At 66.1% G+C, this 17,720-nt stretch carries 17 protein-coding genes; 14 read left to right on the top strand and 3 right to left on the bottom strand.

Features of this window, described 5'->3' with window-relative positions:
* Window positions 1-128: 128 nt before the first annotated feature.
* The 9 genes from cobJ to LBW87_RS20770 are packed head-to-tail and all read left to right on the top strand — an operon-like array spanning window position 129 to window position 9,344.
* On the top strand, window positions 129-1,628 hold the full coding sequence (gene cobJ, locus LBW87_RS20810; protein WP_413927668.1) for a precorrin-3B C(17)-methyltransferase: 1,500 nt from the start codon (window positions 129-131) through the stop codon (window positions 1,626-1,628).
* 3 nt (window positions 1,629-1,631) lie between these two features.
* Window positions 1,632-2,762 carry a CobW family GTP-binding protein gene (locus LBW87_RS20805; protein WP_225203384.1) on the top strand — a complete coding sequence of 377 codons (1,131 nt, stop codon included), beginning with the start codon at window positions 1,632-1,634 and terminating at the stop codon, window positions 2,760-2,762.
* Window positions 2,759-3,361, top strand: a complete 603-nt coding sequence (gene cobO, locus LBW87_RS20800) for a cob(I)yrinic acid a,c-diamide adenosyltransferase (protein WP_225203383.1) — start codon at window positions 2,759-2,761, stop codon at window positions 3,359-3,361. The genes LBW87_RS20805 and cobO overlap by 4 nt, the downstream gene beginning before the upstream one ends.
* Entirely contained in the window at window positions 3,361-4,695 is a 1,335-nt protein-coding gene (locus LBW87_RS20795; RefSeq protein ID WP_225203382.1) for a cobyrinate a,c-diamide synthase, read from the top strand. Before cobO ends, LBW87_RS20795 begins: the two co-directional genes overlap by 1 nt.
* Window positions 4,692-5,351, top strand: coding sequence for a 5,6-dimethylbenzimidazole synthase (gene bluB, locus LBW87_RS20790; protein WP_225203381.1), 660 nt, complete (start codon window positions 4,692-4,694; stop codon window positions 5,349-5,351). Before LBW87_RS20795 ends, bluB begins: the two co-directional genes overlap by 4 nt.
* Window positions 5,348-5,938, top strand: coding sequence for a bifunctional adenosylcobinamide kinase/adenosylcobinamide-phosphate guanylyltransferase (gene cobU / locus LBW87_RS20785; protein WP_225203380.1), 591 nt, complete (start codon window positions 5,348-5,350; stop codon window positions 5,936-5,938). The genes bluB and cobU overlap by 4 nt, the downstream gene beginning before the upstream one ends.
* Window positions 5,932-6,879, top strand: coding sequence for an adenosylcobinamide-phosphate synthase CbiB (cbiB, locus tag LBW87_RS20780; RefSeq protein ID WP_225203379.1), 948 nt, complete (start codon window positions 5,932-5,934; stop codon window positions 6,877-6,879). The genes cobU and cbiB overlap by 7 nt, the downstream gene beginning before the upstream one ends.
* On the top strand, window positions 6,872-7,879 hold the full coding sequence (gene cobD, locus LBW87_RS20775; RefSeq protein WP_225203378.1) for a threonine-phosphate decarboxylase CobD: 1,008 nt from the start codon (window positions 6,872-6,874) through the stop codon (window positions 7,877-7,879). Before cbiB ends, cobD begins: the two co-directional genes overlap by 8 nt.
* The gene (locus LBW87_RS20770; RefSeq protein ID WP_225203377.1) at window positions 7,869-9,344 is read left to right on the top strand and encodes a cobyric acid synthase; all 1,476 of its coding nucleotides are present in this window, start codon (window positions 7,869-7,871) and stop codon (window positions 9,342-9,344) included. Before cobD ends, LBW87_RS20770 begins: the two co-directional genes overlap by 11 nt.
* On the opposite strand, the gene LBW87_RS20765 is transcribed toward LBW87_RS20770, so the two are convergent.
* Together LBW87_RS20765 and LBW87_RS20760 are read right to left on the bottom strand one after the other, a co-directional pair.
* Complete coding sequence (locus LBW87_RS20765) at window positions 9,307-9,504, bottom strand: hypothetical protein (protein WP_225203376.1); 198 nt, start codon at window positions 9,502-9,504, stop codon at window positions 9,307-9,309. The genes LBW87_RS20770 and LBW87_RS20765 overlap by 38 nt on opposite strands.
* A gap of 53 nt (window positions 9,505-9,557) precedes the next feature.
* Complete coding sequence (locus LBW87_RS20760; RefSeq protein WP_225203375.1) at window positions 9,558-10,427, bottom strand: HDOD domain-containing protein; 870 nt, start codon at window positions 10,425-10,427, stop codon at window positions 9,558-9,560.
* Window positions 10,428-10,554: 127 nt separating this feature from the next.
* On the opposite strand from LBW87_RS20760, the gene LBW87_RS20755 reads away from it, so the two are divergent.
* The 4 genes from LBW87_RS20755 (at window position 10,555) to LBW87_RS20740 (ending at window position 14,380) form a co-directional block, all read left to right on the top strand.
* Window positions 10,555-13,005 carry a DUF3141 domain-containing protein gene (locus LBW87_RS20755; RefSeq protein ID WP_225203374.1) on the top strand — a complete coding sequence of 817 codons (2,451 nt, stop codon included), beginning with the start codon at window positions 10,555-10,557 and terminating at the stop codon, window positions 13,003-13,005.
* Between the two features lie 177 nt (window positions 13,006-13,182).
* Window positions 13,183-13,485: a Dabb family protein gene (locus LBW87_RS20750; RefSeq protein WP_225203373.1), complete on the top strand. Its 303-nt coding sequence runs from the start codon at window positions 13,183-13,185 to the stop codon at window positions 13,483-13,485.
* A 9-nt stretch (window positions 13,486-13,494) separates the two neighbouring features.
* Window positions 13,495-13,929: a PaaI family thioesterase gene (locus LBW87_RS20745; protein WP_225203372.1), complete on the top strand. Its 435-nt coding sequence runs from the start codon at window positions 13,495-13,497 to the stop codon at window positions 13,927-13,929.
* Between the two features lie 31 nt (window positions 13,930-13,960).
* Window positions 13,961-14,380: a GNAT family N-acetyltransferase gene (locus LBW87_RS20740; RefSeq protein ID WP_225203371.1), complete on the top strand. Its 420-nt coding sequence runs from the start codon at window positions 13,961-13,963 to the stop codon at window positions 14,378-14,380.
* On the opposite strand, the gene LBW87_RS20735 is transcribed toward LBW87_RS20740, so the two are convergent.
* On the bottom strand, window positions 14,377-15,981 hold the full coding sequence (locus LBW87_RS20735; protein ID WP_225203370.1) for a methyl-accepting chemotaxis protein: 1,605 nt from the start codon (window positions 15,979-15,981) through the stop codon (window positions 14,377-14,379). The two genes, LBW87_RS20740 and LBW87_RS20735, sit on opposite strands and share 4 nt — an antisense overlap.
* A gap of 327 nt (window positions 15,982-16,308) precedes the next feature.
* Between LBW87_RS20735 and LBW87_RS20730 the strand changes: the two genes are divergently transcribed.
* Complete coding sequence (locus LBW87_RS20730) at window positions 16,309-17,634, top strand: dicarboxylate/amino acid:cation symporter (protein WP_225203486.1); 1,326 nt, start codon at window positions 16,309-16,311, stop codon at window positions 17,632-17,634.
* Window positions 17,635-17,720: the final 86 nt, after the last annotated feature.

The raw sequence follows: 17,720 nt of genomic DNA, 5'->3' as shown, positions 1-17,720 counted from the left end.
TCGGCGATGGCGATAAGACGCCGGGTCCTGACGTTCGTCAGGACGACGGTGTAGAGATAACAGTAAAAGGAACAGCAGTGAACAAAGGTGTACTCAACCTGGTCTCGGTGGGGCCGGGCTTCGAACAGATGATCGTGCCGCGCGCCATCGAGGCCTTGCGCGACAGTGAGGTCATCGTGGCCTACGAGCTTTACCTGCGCTGGATCGCGCCCCATATCGAAGGCAAGGAAATCCATAGCCCGCCCTTGACGCAGGAACGCGAACGGGCCTTGCTGGCCATCGAGCAGGCGCGCGCCGGTCGTCGCGTGTCGCTGGTCTCCAGCGGCGACATCGGCATTTATGCCATGGCTGCCCTGGCCTTCGACGACATGCGCGAGGACGATACCTACGAGGTCAACGTCATCCCCGGCGTGACCTCGGCCAATGCTTGCGCCTCGCTGCTGGGTTCGCCCCTGTCGCACGACTTCGCCACGCTGTCGCTGTCGAACCTGCTGTGCCCGTGGGAGTGGATCGAGCAGCGCGCCAGCCATATCGCCCAGGCCGACCTGGCCTGCGTGCTGTACAACGTGCAAAGCGCCGGGCGCCAGGAAGGTGTCTATCGCATCCTGCAACTGATGCTGCAGCACAAGGCGCCGCATACGCTGTGCGGCGTGGTCAGGAACGCCTATCGCCCAGGCCAGCAAGTGGCGATCTACCGGCTCGACGAATTGCCGGCGCTGCAGTTCGACATGCTCACCAGCATCGTCATCGGCAACCGCTTCACCCAGCGCAAGCGTGACTGGATCTTCACGCCCCGTGGCTATAACGACTGGACCCAGGGCCAGCAGCCGGAGCCCGATACCCCTGAATTGCCGTCGCAAGCGGTGTGGGTGTTTGCCGGCACCAGCGACGGCAATGCGCTGGCCGCGCAACTGGCCGCCAGCGCACAGCCCGTGGTGGTGTCGGCGGCGACCGGATACGGTGGCGAGCTGGCCCAGCAGGATTGCCCGGGCGCGTTCGTCTGGGCCGGTCGCCAGGGCGTGGAAGCGCGTCGCCAGGCCTTGCGGCAAAGCCAGGCGCGGGTGCTGGTGGACGCCACCCATCCGTTTGCCACCCAGATGTCGCAGCAGTTGATGGAGCTGTCGCGCGAACTGGGCATCGCCTATCTGCGCTATGAACGCCCGAGCCAGCTGGCGGCCGACGACGTGCTGGCCTGCGACGACATGGCGCAGGCCGCACAGCGCGCCATGCAGATGGGGCGTCGCATCTTTCTGGCCACCGGTTCCAAGGACCTGGCCAGCTTCGTGCAAGCGCCGGGCGCCGGCGAGCACGAGTGGTTTGCGCGGGTCACGGCCGATCCCCAATTCGTCAGCCGGGCGCTCGAACTGGGCCTGCCGCGCGCCAACCTGTGCGCCATGCAAGGGCCGTTCTCGCGCAGCTTCAATGAAGCGCTGTGGCGCGACTGGCAGATTGATTGCGTGGTGACCAAGGATTCCGGCGAAGCCGGCGGCTATCGCGCCAAGCTCGACGCGGCCCAGGCCTTGGGTATCCCGGTGCTGACGGTGCGTCGTCCGGCGTTGGACTATCCGGCCGTGGCCGGCGACTTCGACGCGGTGCATCGGCAACTGGCCGATTGGCTGGGAGCCTGAGCCATGCTGCCATCCGACCAGGGCCTGCCGCCGCCGCTGCCGCCGATTCCGGTGACGGTGGTCACGGGCTTTCTCGGGGCCGGCAAGACCACCTTGCTGCGCGACCTGGTGCGGCGTCGGCAGACGCGGCGCCTGGCATTGCTGATCAACGAATTCGGCGAAGTCGCCATCGATGGCGACCTGTTGCGCAGCGAACGGCCCGACGGCAGCAGCGCGGTGCAGGTGCAGGACTTCGCCCATGGCCTCATCGCCTACGGCGACGACGAGCACTTCGTGCCGGCCATGCTGGCGCTGGCCGCGCGGCGGGCGCAGATCGATCATGTCCTGATCGAGACCTCCGGCCTGGCGCTGCCCAGCGCGGTGATGGAAGTATTGCAGTCGCCGCAACTGGCGCCGCATTTCGTGCTCGACGCCACGCTGGCGGTGGTCGACACGCCCTTGCTGCTGGAGCAGCCGGCCACCGATAACGCCGCCCTCGACGCCAGCGCGGTGCTGTTTCGCCAGCAGCTCGAATGCGCCGACGTGGTGGTGCTCAACAAGATCGATGCGATGGACGAGTCGCAGCTGTTGCAGGCCGAACAGCAGGTGCGGGCGCTGGCGCCCAATGTGCGCTTTCTCGAACTGGCCTATGGCGCGCGGCTCGATATTCGCCTGGCGCTCGGCTTGCGCCTGCACCAGGCGGGCGCCGCCGTGCATCACCACTACACGCCGCTGGGCATGCCCGGCGAGCGCAGCGCGGTGCTGGCCGACCAGGGACGGCTCAACGGTCATGCCCATTCGGGCCTGGCCGCCCACAGTCATGGCCTGGCGACGCATCGCCACTTTCACGAGCAGGACCCGGGCTGGCTGTCGTTCACCTTGCGTAGCGACGCGCCGCAAGACCCGCAGCAATTGCAGCAGGCGCTGACCGCCGCCGCGCTGGCCGAACCGATCCTGCGCGCCAAGGGTTTCGTGCATGCCGGCAGCAACAGGTCGCTGCTGGTGCAGGGCGTGCGGGCCCGGGTGGCGCTGGTCGAAAGCCAGCCGGGCCGGGCCGTGGATGCGCGCTCGGAACTGGTCATCATCGGCTACCATCCCAGCCGCGCGAAGGTCGCGCAGCTGCTGACCGAACTCACAGGAACCGACTGGAAATGAAAACCGATCCCGAATCGCACAAGCGCATGACCCAGCGTCACAAAGAGGGTTTCGAAAAGAAGAAGGCCGCCGCCCAGCGCGAGAAGGGCCTGCTGATGGTCAATACCGGCACCGGCAAGGGCAAGTCCAGCGCCGCCTTCGGCATGGGCATGCGCATTCTCGGGCATGGCATGAAGCTGGGCGTGGTGCAGTTCATCAAGGGCGCCCTGTACAGCGCCGAGCGCGACTTCCTGGGCAGCCACGCCAATTGCGATTTCCACGTGGTGGGCGAGGGCTATACCTGGGACACCCAGGATCGCGAGGCCGACACCCGCACCGCCGAACGCGGCTGGGCCGAGGCGCAACGCATGATCGCCGATCCCAGCTACGACATGGTGATCCTGGATGAACTCAATATCGTGCTGAAGTACCAGTATCTCGACCTGGAGCAGGTGCTGGCCACCTTTGCCGCCCGGCGCGAGATGCTGCACATCGTGGTCACCGGGCGTCATGCCCCGGACGCATTGATCGAACTGGCCGACCTGGTCAGCGAGATGCGACCCATCAAGCACCCCTACAAGGAACAAGGCGTGAAAGCCCAGAAAGGCGTGGAATTCTGATGCAACACAGCGATTACCGCTGCCCCGCACTGTTTATCTCGGCACCGGGCTCGGGTCACGGCAAGACCACCATCACCGCTGCGCTGGCGCGGCTTTACCGGCGCGACGGCAAGAAGATCCGGGTGTTCAAGACCGGCCCCGATTTTCTCGATCCGATGGTGCTGGAACAGGCCAGCGGCCATCCGGTGCACAACCTCGACCTGTGGCTGGGCGGTGAAGACCATTGCCGCCGCCAGGTGGCGCTGGCCGCCGCCGAGGCCGACATGATCCTGGTCGAAGGCGTCATGGGGCTCTACGACGGCGAACCCAGCAGCGCCGACCTGGCGCATCTGCTGGGCATTCCGGTGATCGCCGTGATCAATGCGCGTGGCATGGCGCAGACCGCCGGGGCGCTGGCGCAAGGCCTGGTGAGCTATCGGCCCGAGCTGCGCTTTGCCGGCGTGCTGGCCAATGGCGTGGCCAGCCCGCGCCACGCCCAGATGTTGCGCCAGGGCTTGCAGAATGCGCGCCCGGCAGTGCCGCTGCTGACCGGCCTGCAGCGCGACATGCAGTTTTCGCTGCCAGAGCGTCACCTGGGCCTGGTGGCCGCCCCCGAAATCGCCGACCTCGATGCGCGCCTGGATGCCCTGGCCGATCGCATGTCCAGCACCTCGCTGGCCAACCTGCCGGCGCCGGTCGACTTCGGCACGCCGCCGCCCGACAAGCCCCTGCCGCGCCTGCTGGAAGGGCGCACCATCGCGGTGGCGCGCGACGCCGCATTCTCGTTCATCTACGGTGCCAACCTGGCCGTGCTCGAAGGCATGGGTGCGACCCTGGCTTTCTTCTCGCCGCTGGCCGACGATCCGCTGCCGCCGTGCGACGCCGTATGGCTGCCGGGCGGTTATCCCGAACTGCACCTGGCGACGCTTGAAGCCGGCAGCGTCACCAAGAGCGGCCTGCGCGCGCACGCCGAGGCAGGGCGCGCGCTGTATGCCGAGTGCGGCGGCATGCTCTACCTGCTGGATACGGTGATCGGCCAGGACGGCGCCAGCGGCGCCATGTGCGGCATCCTGCCCGGGCAGGCCACCGTGCAGCCACGGCTGCAGGGCCTGGGTTACCAGACGCTGGCGCTGAATCTGCCGGGCGCGGTGGGCGAGCACATGCGCTGCCATACCTTTCATTATTCGCGGGCGGTGGTCGGGGCGCAGTTTCTGGCGCGCGGCGAGCGACTGTTCGATTCGTCCGAGGGCGAGGTGGTGTACCGCCGCAATCAGGTCACGGCCAGCTACCTGCACGGCTATTTCCGCTCCGCACCGCGCACCGTGGCAGCCTTGCTGGGCGGGTCGGCGACATGAACGCGGCCACCCATCGCTATGCGCAAAGCGAGATCGATGCCGTCTATCGGGCCATTCGCGAGCGTCGCGACATGCGCCATTTCAGCGACGAGGCAGTCGACCCGGCCTTGCTGGCGCGCCTGCTCGAAGCGGCGCACGCCGGCCCCAGCGTGGGCTTCATGCAGCCGTGGCGTTTCATTCGCATCAGCGATGGCGCGCTGCGCCGCGCGATCCACGCCCTGGTCGAGCAAGAACGCCTGCTGACCGCGCAGGCGCTGGGCGAGCGCGAAGATGAATTCATGAAGCTCAAGGTGGAAGCGGTGCTCGACTGCGGCGAACTGCTGGTGGCCGCGCTGATGGATAAGCGCGAGGACCATGTATTCGGCCGCCGCACGCTGCCGGCGATGGACCTGGCGTCGCTGGCCTGCGCCTTGCAGAACATGTGGCTGGCGGCGCGCGCCGAAGGGCTGGGCATGGGCTGGGTGTCGCTGTTCGATCCGGTCGCGCTGGGGCAACTGCTGGGCATGCCATCCGGCGCGCAAGCCGTGGCCGTGGTCTGCCTGGGGCATGTGCCTGCGTTCTATGCCGAACCGATGCTGCAGCAGCAACAATGGGCCCAGCGGCGCGCCCTGGATGAACTGGTGTTCGATAACCAATGGCCGAAAGAGACGACATGAACCCCGCATCCCTGCGCCGCACGCTGGTGTTCGGCGGCGCCCGTTCGGGCAAGAGCGCGCACGCCGAGCGGCTGGCGCTGGCGGCGGCCGACGCCGGTGAAATCATCTACCTGGCCACGGCCGCAGGGCGCACCGACGCCGAGATGCAGCTCCGCATCGAACAGCATCGGGCCCGCCGCGATGCCCTGGGCGGGCAGTGGCGCACGGTGCAAGAGCCGATGGCGCTGGGCCGCGCGCTGCGTGAGCATGGCCGTGCCGACAACGTGGTGCTGGTCGATTGCCTGACCGTCTGGTTGTCGAACCTGCTGTTTGCCGACGGCATCGAATTTCCCGAGATGGGGCCGATCATCGCGCCCACCGCCTTCACGCTGGAGCGGGTCGACTTCCTGCGCGCGCTGCAGGAGGCGCCGGGCCGGGTGATCCTGGTGTCCAACGAAGTCGGCATGGGCATCGTGCCGCAGGGGGCGGTCTCGCGCTGGTTCGTCGATGAGGCAGGGCGCTTGAACCAGTCGGTAGCGGCGGTGTGCGAACAGGTGCACTGGGTGGCCGCCGGCCTGCCATTGAGTTTCAAGGGCGGGCCATGCTGAGCAACATCGCCTGGCCCTGGCTGGCGCTGCTGATGGCCGCCGGCATTGCGCTCGACCTGCTGCTGGGCGAGACCCGGCGCTGGCATCCGCTGGTCGGTTTCGGACGAATGGCCGGGGCCATCGAGAGCCGGCTCAATCGCCATGTGGCGCGACGCCTGCGCGGCATCCTGGCGTGGTCGGTGGCGGTGCTGCCGGCAGTGCTGCTGGCCGACTGGCTGGTCAGCGCGGCGCCGTGGTGGCTGGCGGCATTGCTGCATGCGCTGCTGCTGTACTTCTGCCTCGGCCTGCGCAGCCTGCGCGACCATACCGTACCGATTGCGCGGGCGCTGGCCGCCGGCGACCTGGCGCAGGCGCGTCGATTGACTTCCTATATCGTCAGTCGCGATACCGGCGCCGCCGACGCCGGCGATCTGGCCAAGGCCGGGGTCGAGTCGTTGCTGGAAAACGGCAACGATGCCGTGTTCGGCACGCTCTTCTGGTTCCTGGTGGCAGGCGGGCCGGGGGCCTTGCTGTTTCGCCTGTCCAATACGCTGGACGCCATGTGGGGCTATCGCAATACGCGCTTCCTGCATTTCGGCTGGGCCGCCGCGCGCATCGACGATGTGCTCAACTGGGCGCCGGCGCGACTCACCGCCTGGTCGTATGCCTGGCTGGGCGACCGCCGCCGCGCGCTGGCCTGCTGGAAGACGCAGGCGCCGGCCTGGAGCAGTCCCAATGCCGGTCCGGTGATGGCCGCCGGCGCCGGCGCGCTGGGCGTGACGGTGGGGGGCGCTGCGGTCTATGAGGGTGAGATTGAACAGCGCGGGATACTGGGCGCGGGGCCGCCGGCGCAAGGCGCTGATATCGTGCGGGCGTGGCGCCTGGTGGCTGGCGTGACGGCATTGTGGCTGGCGCTGGTGTGCCTGGTCACGCTGGTCTGTCTGGGAGTGTCCCATGCTTGAACACGGCGGCAACCTGAACCACGCCGCAGCCCATTACGGCCGACCGCGCGCAGAGTGGCTGGACCTGTCGACCGGCATCAATCCGCAGTGCTATCCGGCGCCGGCCTTGTCGCCGCAGCTCTGGCATCGCCTGCCCGAACCCGCCGTCGAACTGGAACGCGCGGCCTGCGGCTATTACGGCGCGCCGCAGATGCTGCCGGTGGCCGGCAGCCAGGCGGCGATCCAGGCCTTGCCGCAACTGCGCAGGCAGATCGGCTGCGCCCGCGTGACCGTGGCCGCTCCCATCTATGCCGAGCATGCCCACGGCTGGCAGCGCGCCGGCCATGCGGTGCGCGAGGTGGCCTACGACGCGCTGGATGCGGCAGTGGCCGCGGGCGAGTGCGACGTGCTGGTGCTGTGCAATCCCAATAATCCCACCGGCGCCGTGGTGGAGCGGGCGCAACTGCTGCGCTGGGCCGAACTGCTGGCAGCAGTCGGCGGCTGGCTGGTGGTCGACGAAGCCTTCGGCGACACCCAGCCGGCGCGTAGCGTGGCCGCCGATGCCGGGCGGCCCGGATTGATCGTCCTGCGCTCCATCGGCAAGTTTTTCGGACTGGCGGGACTGCGCCTGGGTTTCGTCGCGGGCGAGCCGTCGCTGCTGGCGCAATTGGCCGACTGGCTGGGGCCATGGACGGTCAGTGCTGCCGCCCAGCAGATCGGCACCGCCGCGCTCAATGACCGCGCCTGGCAGCAGGCCACGCTGGCCCGCCTGCAGCACGAGGGCGTGCGGTTGCAGGCATTGCTGGCGCGCCATGGCATCACGGCCAATGGCAGCGCCTTGTACCAATGGTGGCCCGAGCCCCGGGCCGAACAATTGCATGACTACCTGGCGCAGCAGGGCATCTGGGTGCGCCTGTTCGTGCGGGGCGCGGGTGGCATACGCATCGGCCTGCCACCGGATGAAGCCGGCTGGCAGCGCCTCGACCTTGCATTGGCAGGCTGGAGCACGCATGGCGCTTGATTTTCCCTTTCATACCCTGATGATCCAGGGCACCACGTCGGACGCCGGCAAGAGCACGCTGGGGGCGGCCCTGTGCCGCCTGTTGATGCGCGACGGGGTGGCGGTGGCGCCCTTCAAGCCGCAGAACATGGCGCTCAACAGCGCAGTCACCGCCGACGGCGGCGAGATCGGCCGGGCGCAAGCCTTGCAGGCGCAGGCGGCCGGCATCGCGCCGCATACCGACATGAACCCGATCCTGCTCAAGCCCTCCAGCGACACCGGGGCGCAGGTGATCGTGCATGGCCGGGTGCGGGCCGACATGAACGCGCGTGATTACCATCGCTACAAGACCGAAGCCATGCACGCGGTGCTGGCGTCGTATCAGCGATTGCGCCAGCAATACCAGGTGATCATCGTCGAGGGCGCGGGCAGCCCGGCCGAGATCAACCTGCGGGCGCGCGATATCGCCAACATGGGGTTCGCCGAGGCGGTCGATTGCCCGGTGATCATCGTCGCCGACATCGACCGTGGCGGCGTGTTCGCGCACCTGACCGGCACCCTCGATTGCCTCTCGGACAGCGAACGGGCGCGGGTGGTCGGCTTCGTCATCAACCGCTTCCGGGGCGACCTCAGCCTGCTGCAACCGGGCCTGGACTGGCTGGAACAGCGCACCGGCAAGCCGGTGCTGGCAGTGCTGCCTTACCTGCACGGGCTGCAGCTCGACGCCGAAGATGCGATCCAGTCCAGCCAGGGCCAGCGCGGCGCCTTTCGGGTGCTGGTGCCGACGCCGCCCCGCATCAGCAACCATACCGACTTCGACGCCTTGCGGGCGCACCCGGACATCGACCTGCAATTCATCGGCGCCAACCGCCCGATACCGGCGGCCGACCTGATCATCCTGCCGGGCAGCAAGAACACCCGCGGCGACCTGGCCTGGTTGCGCCAGCAGGGCTGGCCGGCAGCCATCGCGCGTCACCTGCGCTATGGCGGCAAGGTGATCGGCATTTGCGGCGGCTTCCAGATGCTGGGCGAATCGGTGGATGATCCGCATGGGGTCGAAGGCGTCGCCGGCAGCACCGAAGGCCTGGGCGTGCTGGAGATGCGCACCGAACTCACGCGCGACAAGCAACTGCTGCAGGTGAGCGGCCATTGCGCGTTCGGCGCCGGCCAGGCGGGCGTGCGCGGCTATGAAATTCACATGGGCGTGTCGCAGGGTGCGGCCATGATGCGCCCGGCCTTCGTCATCGACGGACGTGACGAAGGCGCGCACTCGGCGGACGGACAGGTGCTGGGCAGTTACCTGCACGGCATGTTCGACACGCCCGAAGCGTTCGCGGCGTTGATGGCGTGGGCCGGTCTGGACGGGGTGGCTGCAGTCGATCTGGATCAGTTGCGCGAGCAAAGCCTGGAGCGCCTGGCCGACTCCACCCGACCTTTGCTGGAGGCGCTTAGAGCAGTGCCTCGTTGGCCGCTTCCTCAGGCGTGAGCCCGTCGTAGAACTGGTCGGTGAACCATTCGACCTGTTCTTCGATGTGGTCCTGCGCCTGCGCCAGGGTGGCGCCGGCGGCGACCAGGAAGGTTTCGACTTCTGTGCACCACTTGATCAGTGCTTCGGTTTCGGGATCGAGCTTTTCTTTCTTGGCCATGATGTGCGTCCTTGTCGCTATGTTGCTTGTTGCCGTGCTTCTTGTTGCGGTTGCTATTCCAGCATGGCGTCCAGCCCTGCCGATAATTCCTTGAGCGGCGGCATGGCCTGATCGGCCTTGTCCGCTGCGTGCTTGACCATCACCGGCGCCCAGGCCGGATCGACGTCGAGCTTCTTGCCCACTTGCACCGGATAGCTGGCGCGGGCAGCTTCGTCATCCAGCTTCAATACCTCCACGCGCGCCATCCATGCCCCCAGGTGCACCCAGCCGGCGGCGCGATCGAGCTTGCCCTCGAGTGGCTCGGGCACGGCCTTCAGGGCGGCGGCCAACGCGGGTGGAAAATGCCAGATCTGCGCCAGCGCCGCCGAGACGTCGGCGTAATGAAAACCCCAGCGTTCTTTTTCGCTGGCCGCGCGCGCCGTATCGAGCACGTTGATCTGCTTGTCCAGGGGCGCTACTTCGGCGGCGGCCACCGCATGCAATTGCAATTGGCCGATGCCGTGCATCATGCCCACCGTGAAGACGGCGTCGCCATTGTCTTCGCCGGGTTCGCCGGCATGCATGGCGAGCCAGCGGGCCGCCACGGCGGTGTACAGGTTGTAACGCCAGAACTGCTGCAGGTCCATGCCGCGCGTGTTCTTGAAGGCGGCCACCATGCCTTGTCCCAGCACCAGGTTGCGCACCATCACGAAGCCCAGCATGCGCAGCGCGTCGTCGACCGTGCCGACCGTACGCGAGACGTGGAAGAAAGCCGAATTGGCCAGCCGCAGCAGTTTTGCCGAGAGCGCCGGATCGGTGGCGATCTGGCGCGCGATGTCGCTGGCCGATACATCTTCGGCGTTGAAACTGGCAATCAGTTGCTGGACCACTTTGGGAACCGTGGGCAATTTTCCCGGCTGGTCGACCAGACTGCTTAGTTCCATGAAGATTCCTCCCATGCAATTGTCTTGTTTTCAATAGCGTGAAATGCGGTTCCATTGTCGCAGAGATCGTGAGATTCGCCGTGATCTTTCTCCGTATGATGAAGACATACATTCCTGGGGAGGAAACATGGCAAGTCGCAAGAAACCCGTTGGCGCCACCGTTGCCAATTCGTCTACAGCGTCAGCCGCAGCGCCGACCCTGGCGCCGGCATGGGGCGGGTTGGACGCCTACCTGACCGATTCGGTCCAGCGCACTTTTCTGTTCCTCGACACCTTGCTCGATCGCGGCAACGCCTACCTGAGCCACCTCGAGGAGGGAACGCCGCCGTTGCTCAAGTTCGGTCACGAACTCATTCTGGACGGCCACGATTTGCCGCAGCCCTGCAACTACGCGTTGTTGCGGCTGCAGCCACCAGCCAGCCTGCCGGCCAATCCGGCGGCGCGGCCGCTGCTGGTGGTCGATCCGCGCGCCGGTCACGGCCCCGGCATCGGCGGCTTCAAGTTCGACTCGGAAGTGGGCATGGCGATGAAGGCCGGGCATACCGTCTATTTCGCCACCTTCCGTCCCGAACCCGAGGACGGCCAGACATTGACCACGGTGATGGACGCCGAGGCGCGCTTCCTGGAAGAGATCATTGCCCGTCATCCGCAATGCCCGGCCAAGCCGGTGGTGATCGGCAACTGCCAGGCCGGCTGGGCCATGATGACGGTCGATGCCGTGCGTCCGGAATTGTTCGGCCCGCTGATGATGGTGGGCGCGCCGGCGTCGTACTGGGCCGGCAGCAGCAAGCTCAATCCGATGCGATACAGCGGTGCATCGCTGGGCGGCACCTGGCTGGCGTCGCTATCGGCCGACATGGGGGCCGACCGTTTCGATGGCGCCACGCTGGTCGAGAATTTCGAGAAGCTCAATCCCGCCAATACCTGGTGGAACAAGTACTACAACCTGTGGGCCGGGGTCGATACCGAAGCCGAGCGCTTCCTTGAGTTCGAGCGCTGGTGGGGCGGCTTCTTCCGCATGACCGGCGCCGAGATCGAATCGATCGTCGAGAACCTGTTCGTGGGCAACAAGCTGGCGCGTGGCGAAGTGATGGCGCACGGCCAGGCGATCGACCTGCGCAACATCACCGCGCCCATCGTGGTGTTTGCGTCGTGGGGCGACAACATCACGCCGCCGCCGCAGGCGTTGAACTGGATCGTCGACGCCTGGGGCGACGAACGCGCCATCGCCGCCGCCGGTCGCACCATCATCTATGTGCTGCACGAGAGCGTGGGCCACCTGGGCATCTTCGTCGGTGGCGCCGTGGCCAAGAAGGAACACGACCAGCTGGTGACCTCGCTGGATGTGATCGAAAGCCTGCCACCCGGCCTGTACGAAATGAAGCTGCAAGCCAAGGATGGCCGCCAGACCCAGCGCTGGGACACCCTGGAGCCGGGCGACTATACGGTGAACTACGAGCATCGCACGATGCAGGATATCCGCGACCTCAACCCGGAAGGGCGCGACGAGGAAGCGGTGTTTTCGACCATCGCGCAATGGTCCGAGATCAATGCCAGCCTGTACAAGACCTGGCTGCGACCCTGGGTGCGGCTGGCCAGCACGCGCGCCAGCGCCGACGCCTTGACGCGCCTGAACCCGTTGCGCATGCAACGCCAGATGTGGTCCGACAGTTCGCCGCTGGCGCCTTTCATCCGGCAGCAGGCGGCCGCGGCCCGGGCCGACCGCAAGCCGGTCGACGAGAACGACCCGTGGAAGCAGTTCGAGCAGCGCATGGCGCAGCACATCACCAACGAACTCAACGCCTGGCGCGACCGGCGCGATGCCCAGAACGTCAAGCAGACCAACCAGTTGTTTGGCGCCAAGGGACTGGGCGCCTGGCTGCCGCCGCGCGAAAGCGACGACGCCCGGGCGCAACAGCGCGCCCAGCACGACCTGGCGGCATTTCGCGCCGCGGCGCTGCCGGCCATCGCCGAGGGCGGCTTTGCGGCGGCGGTGTGCCGTATCGTGATTGCCGGCATGGTGTCGATCGGCGCGTTCGAACGGCGCAGCCTGCGCCTGGCGCGCCTGCTGTCGCAACTGCCCAATATGCACGCCAGCGTATCGCCCAAGACCAACTGGGTGCTGCTGCTCAAGGAGCAGGCCCGCATCACCGCCGTGGCGCCCGTCGAAGCGATCAACGCCCTGCAGCAGATGTTGCCCGACAGCGCTACGCGTGAAAGGGCGCTGGCCCTGGCGGCCGCGGTGATGATGATCGAGCCGACGCTGGCCAACCCGCGTTCGGAAATCATCGAGCTGCTGATCGGCACGCTGGAGGTCGACCCGCAGCGGGTGATCGGCCTGGCACGCAAATTGACCACGGCCGTCGGCGAAGGCGCCGAGGCCGAGCAAATCAAGTTGCCGGCAGCGCGCAGCAAGCCGGCGCGGGCGGTGAAGGCGGTGAAGGCGGCATCGGCGAAGGCAAAACCCGTAGCAAAGCCGGTGGCGAAAGCGGCCGCAAGACCGGCGGCCAAATCCGTCACTAAACCTGCCGCCAAGCCGGCACCGAAGACCGTAAGGAAGACCGCCAAGCCGCGTTGACGCACGCCTGAGTGACGTCACTGGACCCCGGCCTGCGCCGGGGCGAATTAGTTGAGAACCGTCGTCCTGACGAACGTCAGGACCCAGCGTCTTTCGTCGTATTGGGGCGTCCTCTCGCGCTGGCGCGCTTTGGCTTATCATGTCGGCTTCGTCAATTTCGAACAACGGAGACCGAGCGTGATCAAGCACATCGTGATGTGGAAACTGAAAGACCAGGCCGAGGGCGCAGACCGTGCCACCAACATGCAGAAGATGAAGGTGCTGCTCGACGGCTGTGCCGGCATCGTGCCAGGCATCCTCAAGTTCGAGGCGGTGCTGGCGCAACCCGGGCTGGAAGCCACCTATGACGTGGTGCTGTATTCCGAATTCGAATCGCGCGCTGCGCTGGACGCCTATCAGGACCATCCTGAACACGTCGCCATCAAGCCCTTCATCGGCGCCGTGCGCGAAGCGCGCCAGTGCATGGACTACGAGATCTGAAGCACGTCGATGAGCCACTCACTGAAGGAAGTGTTCGAGAACGGCAATCCCTATCTTGAATCGCTGGGGGTGCAGGTCGAGCGCTATGACGGCCATGAAGCCGTCATGTCATTGCTGCTCAAGCCGGAATTCATGAATAGCTGGCAGGTGGCCCAGGGCGGCATCTCGATGACCCTGATGGACGTCGCCATGGGGCTGTCGGCGCGTGCTGGCGCGGCCGGCGCGCAGTCGTCGGCCACGGTCGAGATGAGCAGCAGTTTTCTGCAGCCGGCCGGTCGTGCCGGCGATACCATCGTCGCTCGCGGGCGCACCTATCACCGTTCCACCACGCTGTGCTTCTGCGATGCCGAACTATGGAACGGCGAGCGCCTGGTGGCCAAGGCCATGGGGACCTTCAAGGTGATCCGCCGGCTCGACATTTCCAAGAAACTCGACGGCCAGTAGCGCGCCGCACCGATACGTTAGAGAACAGACAATGAATATCATCGTGGACAACTGGGAAGCGCTGCGCGCTCATGCGCAGCCGATCCGTTTCGAAGTCTTCGTCGACGAGCAGCAGGTGCCGGCCGAGATCGAACTCGACGAGATGGACGCCGTGTCCATCCATGCCGTGGCCTATGACGAGCAGGGCGCGCCGGTGGCCACCGGACGCCTGCTGCCGGATGGGCATATCGGCCGCATGGCGGTGCGCCGCGCCGGCCGTGGCAAGGGTGTCGGCGGGGCAGTATTGCAGGCCCTGATGGCCGCTGCCCGCAGCCGTGGCGACAGCGGCGTGGTGCTCAATGCCCAGGCTCATGCCGAGCCGTTCTACGCGGCCCATGGTTTCGCCCGCGAAGGCGACGAATTCATGGAAGCGGGCATCCCGCACATCACCATGCGCGCCCGCCTGGGCTAGCGTGCGCGCTGCAGGGCTGGCGCCGTTTGTGTGGTGTGCGCCTGGCGCTGGCCGTCTTCGACGGTAGTCATGCGGAAGTAGCACAACCGGTCGCCCAGCTCGCGGGCGTGCTGCGCCACCAGTTCTGCCGTGCTGGCCAGTTCTTCGGAGGCCGCCGCATTGCGCTGGGTGGTTTCGTTCAACTGCAGGACGGCGGCGCTGATTTCCAGCACGCCTTCTTCCTGCATGGTGGAGGACAGCGTGATCTGGTTGATCTGCTGCGAGGCCTCGCGGATCTCGAGCAGGGTGCCATGCATCAGGTGAGCGCTGGTCTGTTCGGCCAGTTCGACGCTTTCGTGGGCGATCTGGCTGATTTCACGCGCGCTGTCCTGGCTGCGCTCGGCCAGCTTGCGGATTTCGGTGGCCACCACCGCAAAGCCGCGCCCGTTCTCACCGGCCCGCGCGGCCTCGATGGCCGCATTCAGCGCCAGCAGGTTGGTCTGGTAGGCAATATCGTCGATCACCCCCACCTGGCGCGCAATGCCGCGCATCGCCTGCACCGTGGTCTGCACCGCTTCGCCGGTCTGGTCGGCGTTGGCTGCAGCCGTGATCGCAATGGCATCGGTGCGGCGGGCGTGTTCGCCGGTCTGCTGGATGGCATCGCTCATGCTGGTGATGGCCGAATTGACTTCCTCGACTGCGGCCGCCTGTTCGCTGGAGGATTGGGCCAGTCCCTGCGCGGTCGCATTGAGCGCGAACGATGAGCTGCCCAGCGAACGGGTCGACAGGGTGACCTGCTGCATGATGCCGGTCAGCCGCTCGCGCATCGATTGCATGGCAAACAACAGGCTGCTGCGGTCGTTGGGGCGCAGCGCCACGGGCACGTCGAGGTTGCCGTCGGCGATCTGGCGCACGATGTGGGCCGCGTAGCCGGGTTCGCCGCCCAGTTCGCGGCGCAGGCTGATGATGATCCACAGCGCCAGTGCTACCCCCAGCAACAGGCTGGCGGCGGCGATCTGCAGGTTGTGGCGTTGCAGGCGGTGATATTCGGCGACGGCGTCCTGGTAGGCGGCCAGGGTCAGTTGTTCCTGCAATTGACCGAGGGTGGCCAGCTGGGTCGCCAGTTGCGCCAGTAGCGGCGTGGTCTGCGGCCACAGGCGATTGGCTTCGGCGATGTCGCCGGTATTGATGGCCCATGCCACGCGGGTGCGCTGGTCGAGGTAGTTCTTCCAGGTCAGTTCGGCCTGGGTCGCGGCGCGGCTTTCTTCCGGGGTCATGCGGGTGGCGACGTAGGCGTTCCAGTTCTCGGAGAAGCCGGCATCGGCCGCCTGCAACTGGCCCATCACCTGCAACGCCGTTTGCTGGGGCAGCTGCTGCAGCGCTACATCGTCAGGCGGGCGGGTGACGGGGATGTTGGCCAGCATCAGCGCGCGTCCCATGATGTCGCGGTTGCGATAGACCATGTCGCGCACGCGTGAAATCTGCACCAGGCAGATGGTGCGGTCTTCATAGACGAAACGCAGTTTTTCGTTGCTCGACGCCATGCCGCGCATGCCGTACCAGGCCACTACCACCACACTGGCGCACAATGCCGTCACCAGGATGGTGAGGCGGAAGGTCACCGTCAATTTCCGTTGCACAATAAAGCCTTCGTTGTTTTCTTATCCCGAAACTGCACTATAACTAATTTGCTGCGTCGCAAACGGCGGAATAACCATGGATGAGCGCCTCCTTTCTGGGCTCGAATGTGGTTTCCCACAATACCGGCAGTCCTGTCTCTGTTAGATACTTGCGCCCGGACCGGGGAGGGGGAGCGTCTCCCGGCCAGAAAATAACCGAAGCGGCCGATGAGCTGCAAACGGTCAGCGGTTTGCCCGGCGCACGCGCCATCCATAAAAGGGCAGGCTGGAGATTGATGTTTTTGGAGAACGACAATGACAACGACAACCATGGCTGCGCCCAAGCAGCCGGTCTATAAATCGCTTTACTTCCAGGTGCTGGTCGCCATCACCATCGGTGTGCTGCTGGGCCACTTCTATCCTTCTACCGGCGAAGCCATGAAGCCGCTGGGCGATGGCTTCGTCAAGCTGATCAAGATGATCATCGCGCCGGTCATCTTCTGTACCGTCGTCACCGGCATCGCCGGCATGGAAGACATGAAGAAGGTCGGCAAGACCGGCGGCCTGGCGCTGCTGTATTTCGAAATCGTCAGTACCGTGGCGCTGATCATCGGCCTGGTGCTGGTCAACGTGCTCAAGCCCGGCGTGGGCATGAACATCGACCCGGCCTCGCTGGATACCAAGGCGATCGCTTCCTACACCGCGCCCGGCAAGCTGGGCAGCACCACCGACTTCGTGCTCAACGTGATCCCGACCAGCATGGTCGACGCGTTTGCCAAGGGTGACGTGTTGCAGGTGTTGCTGGTGGCAGTGCTGTTCGGCTTCGCGCTGCACAAGTTCGGTGGTCGCGGCACGCTGATTTTCGACTTCATCGAAAAGATCTCGCACGTGCTGTTCTCGGTGGTCGGCACCATCATGAAGGTGGCCCCGATCGGCGCTTTCGGCGCGATGGCCTTCACCATCGGCAAGTACGGCGTCGGCTCGCTGCTGTCGCTGGGCAAGCTCATGGGCACCTTCTATCTGACCTGCCTGCTGTTCATCTTCGTGGTGCTGGGCATCGTCACCCGCCTGCACGGCTTCTCGATCTGGAAGTTCGTCAAGTACATCAAGGAAGAGCTGCTGATCGTGCTGGGCACCTCGTCGTCCGAGTCGGTCCTGCCGCGCATGCTGGCCAAGATGGAAAACGCCGGCGCCAAGAAGACCGTGGTCGGCCTGGTGATTCCTACCGGTTACTCGTTCAACCTGGACGGCACGGCCATCTACCTGACCATGGCCGCCGTGTTCATCGCCCAGGCCACCAACACGCCGATGACCTTCGTGCAAGAGCTGACGCTGCTGGCGGTGCTGATGCTGACCTCCAAGGGCGCGGCCGGCATTACCGGTTCCGGCTTCATCGTGCTGGCAGCGACCCTGTCGGCGGTGGGGCACCTGCCGGTGGCAGGCCTGGCGCTGATCCTGGGTATCGACCGTTTCATGTCCGAAGCCCGTGCGCTGACCAACACCATCGGCAATGGCGTGGCGACCCTGGTGGTGGCCAAGTGGAGCGGCGAGCTCGACGAGAAGCGCCTGCAGGCGGTGCTGAACAACGAAACCGTGGAAGAGGCGAATGCCCCGGAAGTGGTGCTGGATCGCTCGCAAGCCAAGATGCATCCCTGATCATGCTGGCGCCGCCCTCGGGCGGTGGCGGATCAAACGATAAAAGCGGACTTCGGTCCGCTTTTTCATTGGCGCAAGGCGATCGG

The organism is Herbaspirillum sp. alder98, assembly GCF_020179755.1.
GTDB lineage: Bacteria > Pseudomonadota > Gammaproteobacteria > Burkholderiales > Burkholderiaceae_D > Herbaspirillum.
This window is presented reverse-complemented; position numbering and strand designations above follow the sequence as displayed.

Coding starts and splice junctions, on each gene's coding strand:
- cobJ (WP_413927668.1), top strand. CDS start 129: ATGATCGTGCCGCGCGCCATCGAGGCCTTGCGCGACAGTGAGGTCATC.
- LBW87_RS20805 (WP_225203384.1), top strand. CDS start 1,632: ATGCTGCCATCCGACCAGGGCCTGCCGCCGCCGCTGCCGCCGATTCCG.
- cobO (WP_225203383.1), top strand. CDS start 2,759: ATGAAAACCGATCCCGAATCGCACAAGCGCATGACCCAGCGTCACAAA.
- LBW87_RS20795 (WP_225203382.1), top strand. CDS start 3,361: ATGCAACACAGCGATTACCGCTGCCCCGCACTGTTTATCTCGGCACCG.
- bluB (WP_225203381.1), top strand. CDS start 4,692: ATGAACGCGGCCACCCATCGCTATGCGCAAAGCGAGATCGATGCCGTC.
- cobU (WP_225203380.1), top strand. CDS start 5,348: ATGAACCCCGCATCCCTGCGCCGCACGCTGGTGTTCGGCGGCGCCCGT.
- cbiB (WP_225203379.1), top strand. CDS start 5,932: ATGCTGAGCAACATCGCCTGGCCCTGGCTGGCGCTGCTGATGGCCGCC.
- cobD (WP_225203378.1), top strand. CDS start 6,872: ATGCTTGAACACGGCGGCAACCTGAACCACGCCGCAGCCCATTACGGC.
- LBW87_RS20770 (WP_225203377.1), top strand. CDS start 7,869: ATGGCGCTTGATTTTCCCTTTCATACCCTGATGATCCAGGGCACCACG.
- LBW87_RS20765 (WP_225203376.1), bottom strand. CDS start 9,504: ATGGCCAAGAAAGAAAAGCTCGATCCCGAAACCGAAGCACTGATCAAG.
- LBW87_RS20760 (WP_225203375.1), bottom strand. CDS start 10,427: ATGGAACTAAGCAGTCTGGTCGACCAGCCGGGAAAATTGCCCACGGTT.
- LBW87_RS20755 (WP_225203374.1), top strand. CDS start 10,555: ATGGCAAGTCGCAAGAAACCCGTTGGCGCCACCGTTGCCAATTCGTCT.
- LBW87_RS20745 (WP_225203372.1), top strand. CDS start 13,495: ATGAGCCACTCACTGAAGGAAGTGTTCGAGAACGGCAATCCCTATCTT.
- LBW87_RS20740 (WP_225203371.1), top strand. CDS start 13,961: ATGAATATCATCGTGGACAACTGGGAAGCGCTGCGCGCTCATGCGCAG.
- LBW87_RS20730 (WP_225203486.1), top strand. CDS start 16,309: ATGGCTGCGCCCAAGCAGCCGGTCTATAAATCGCTTTACTTCCAGGTG.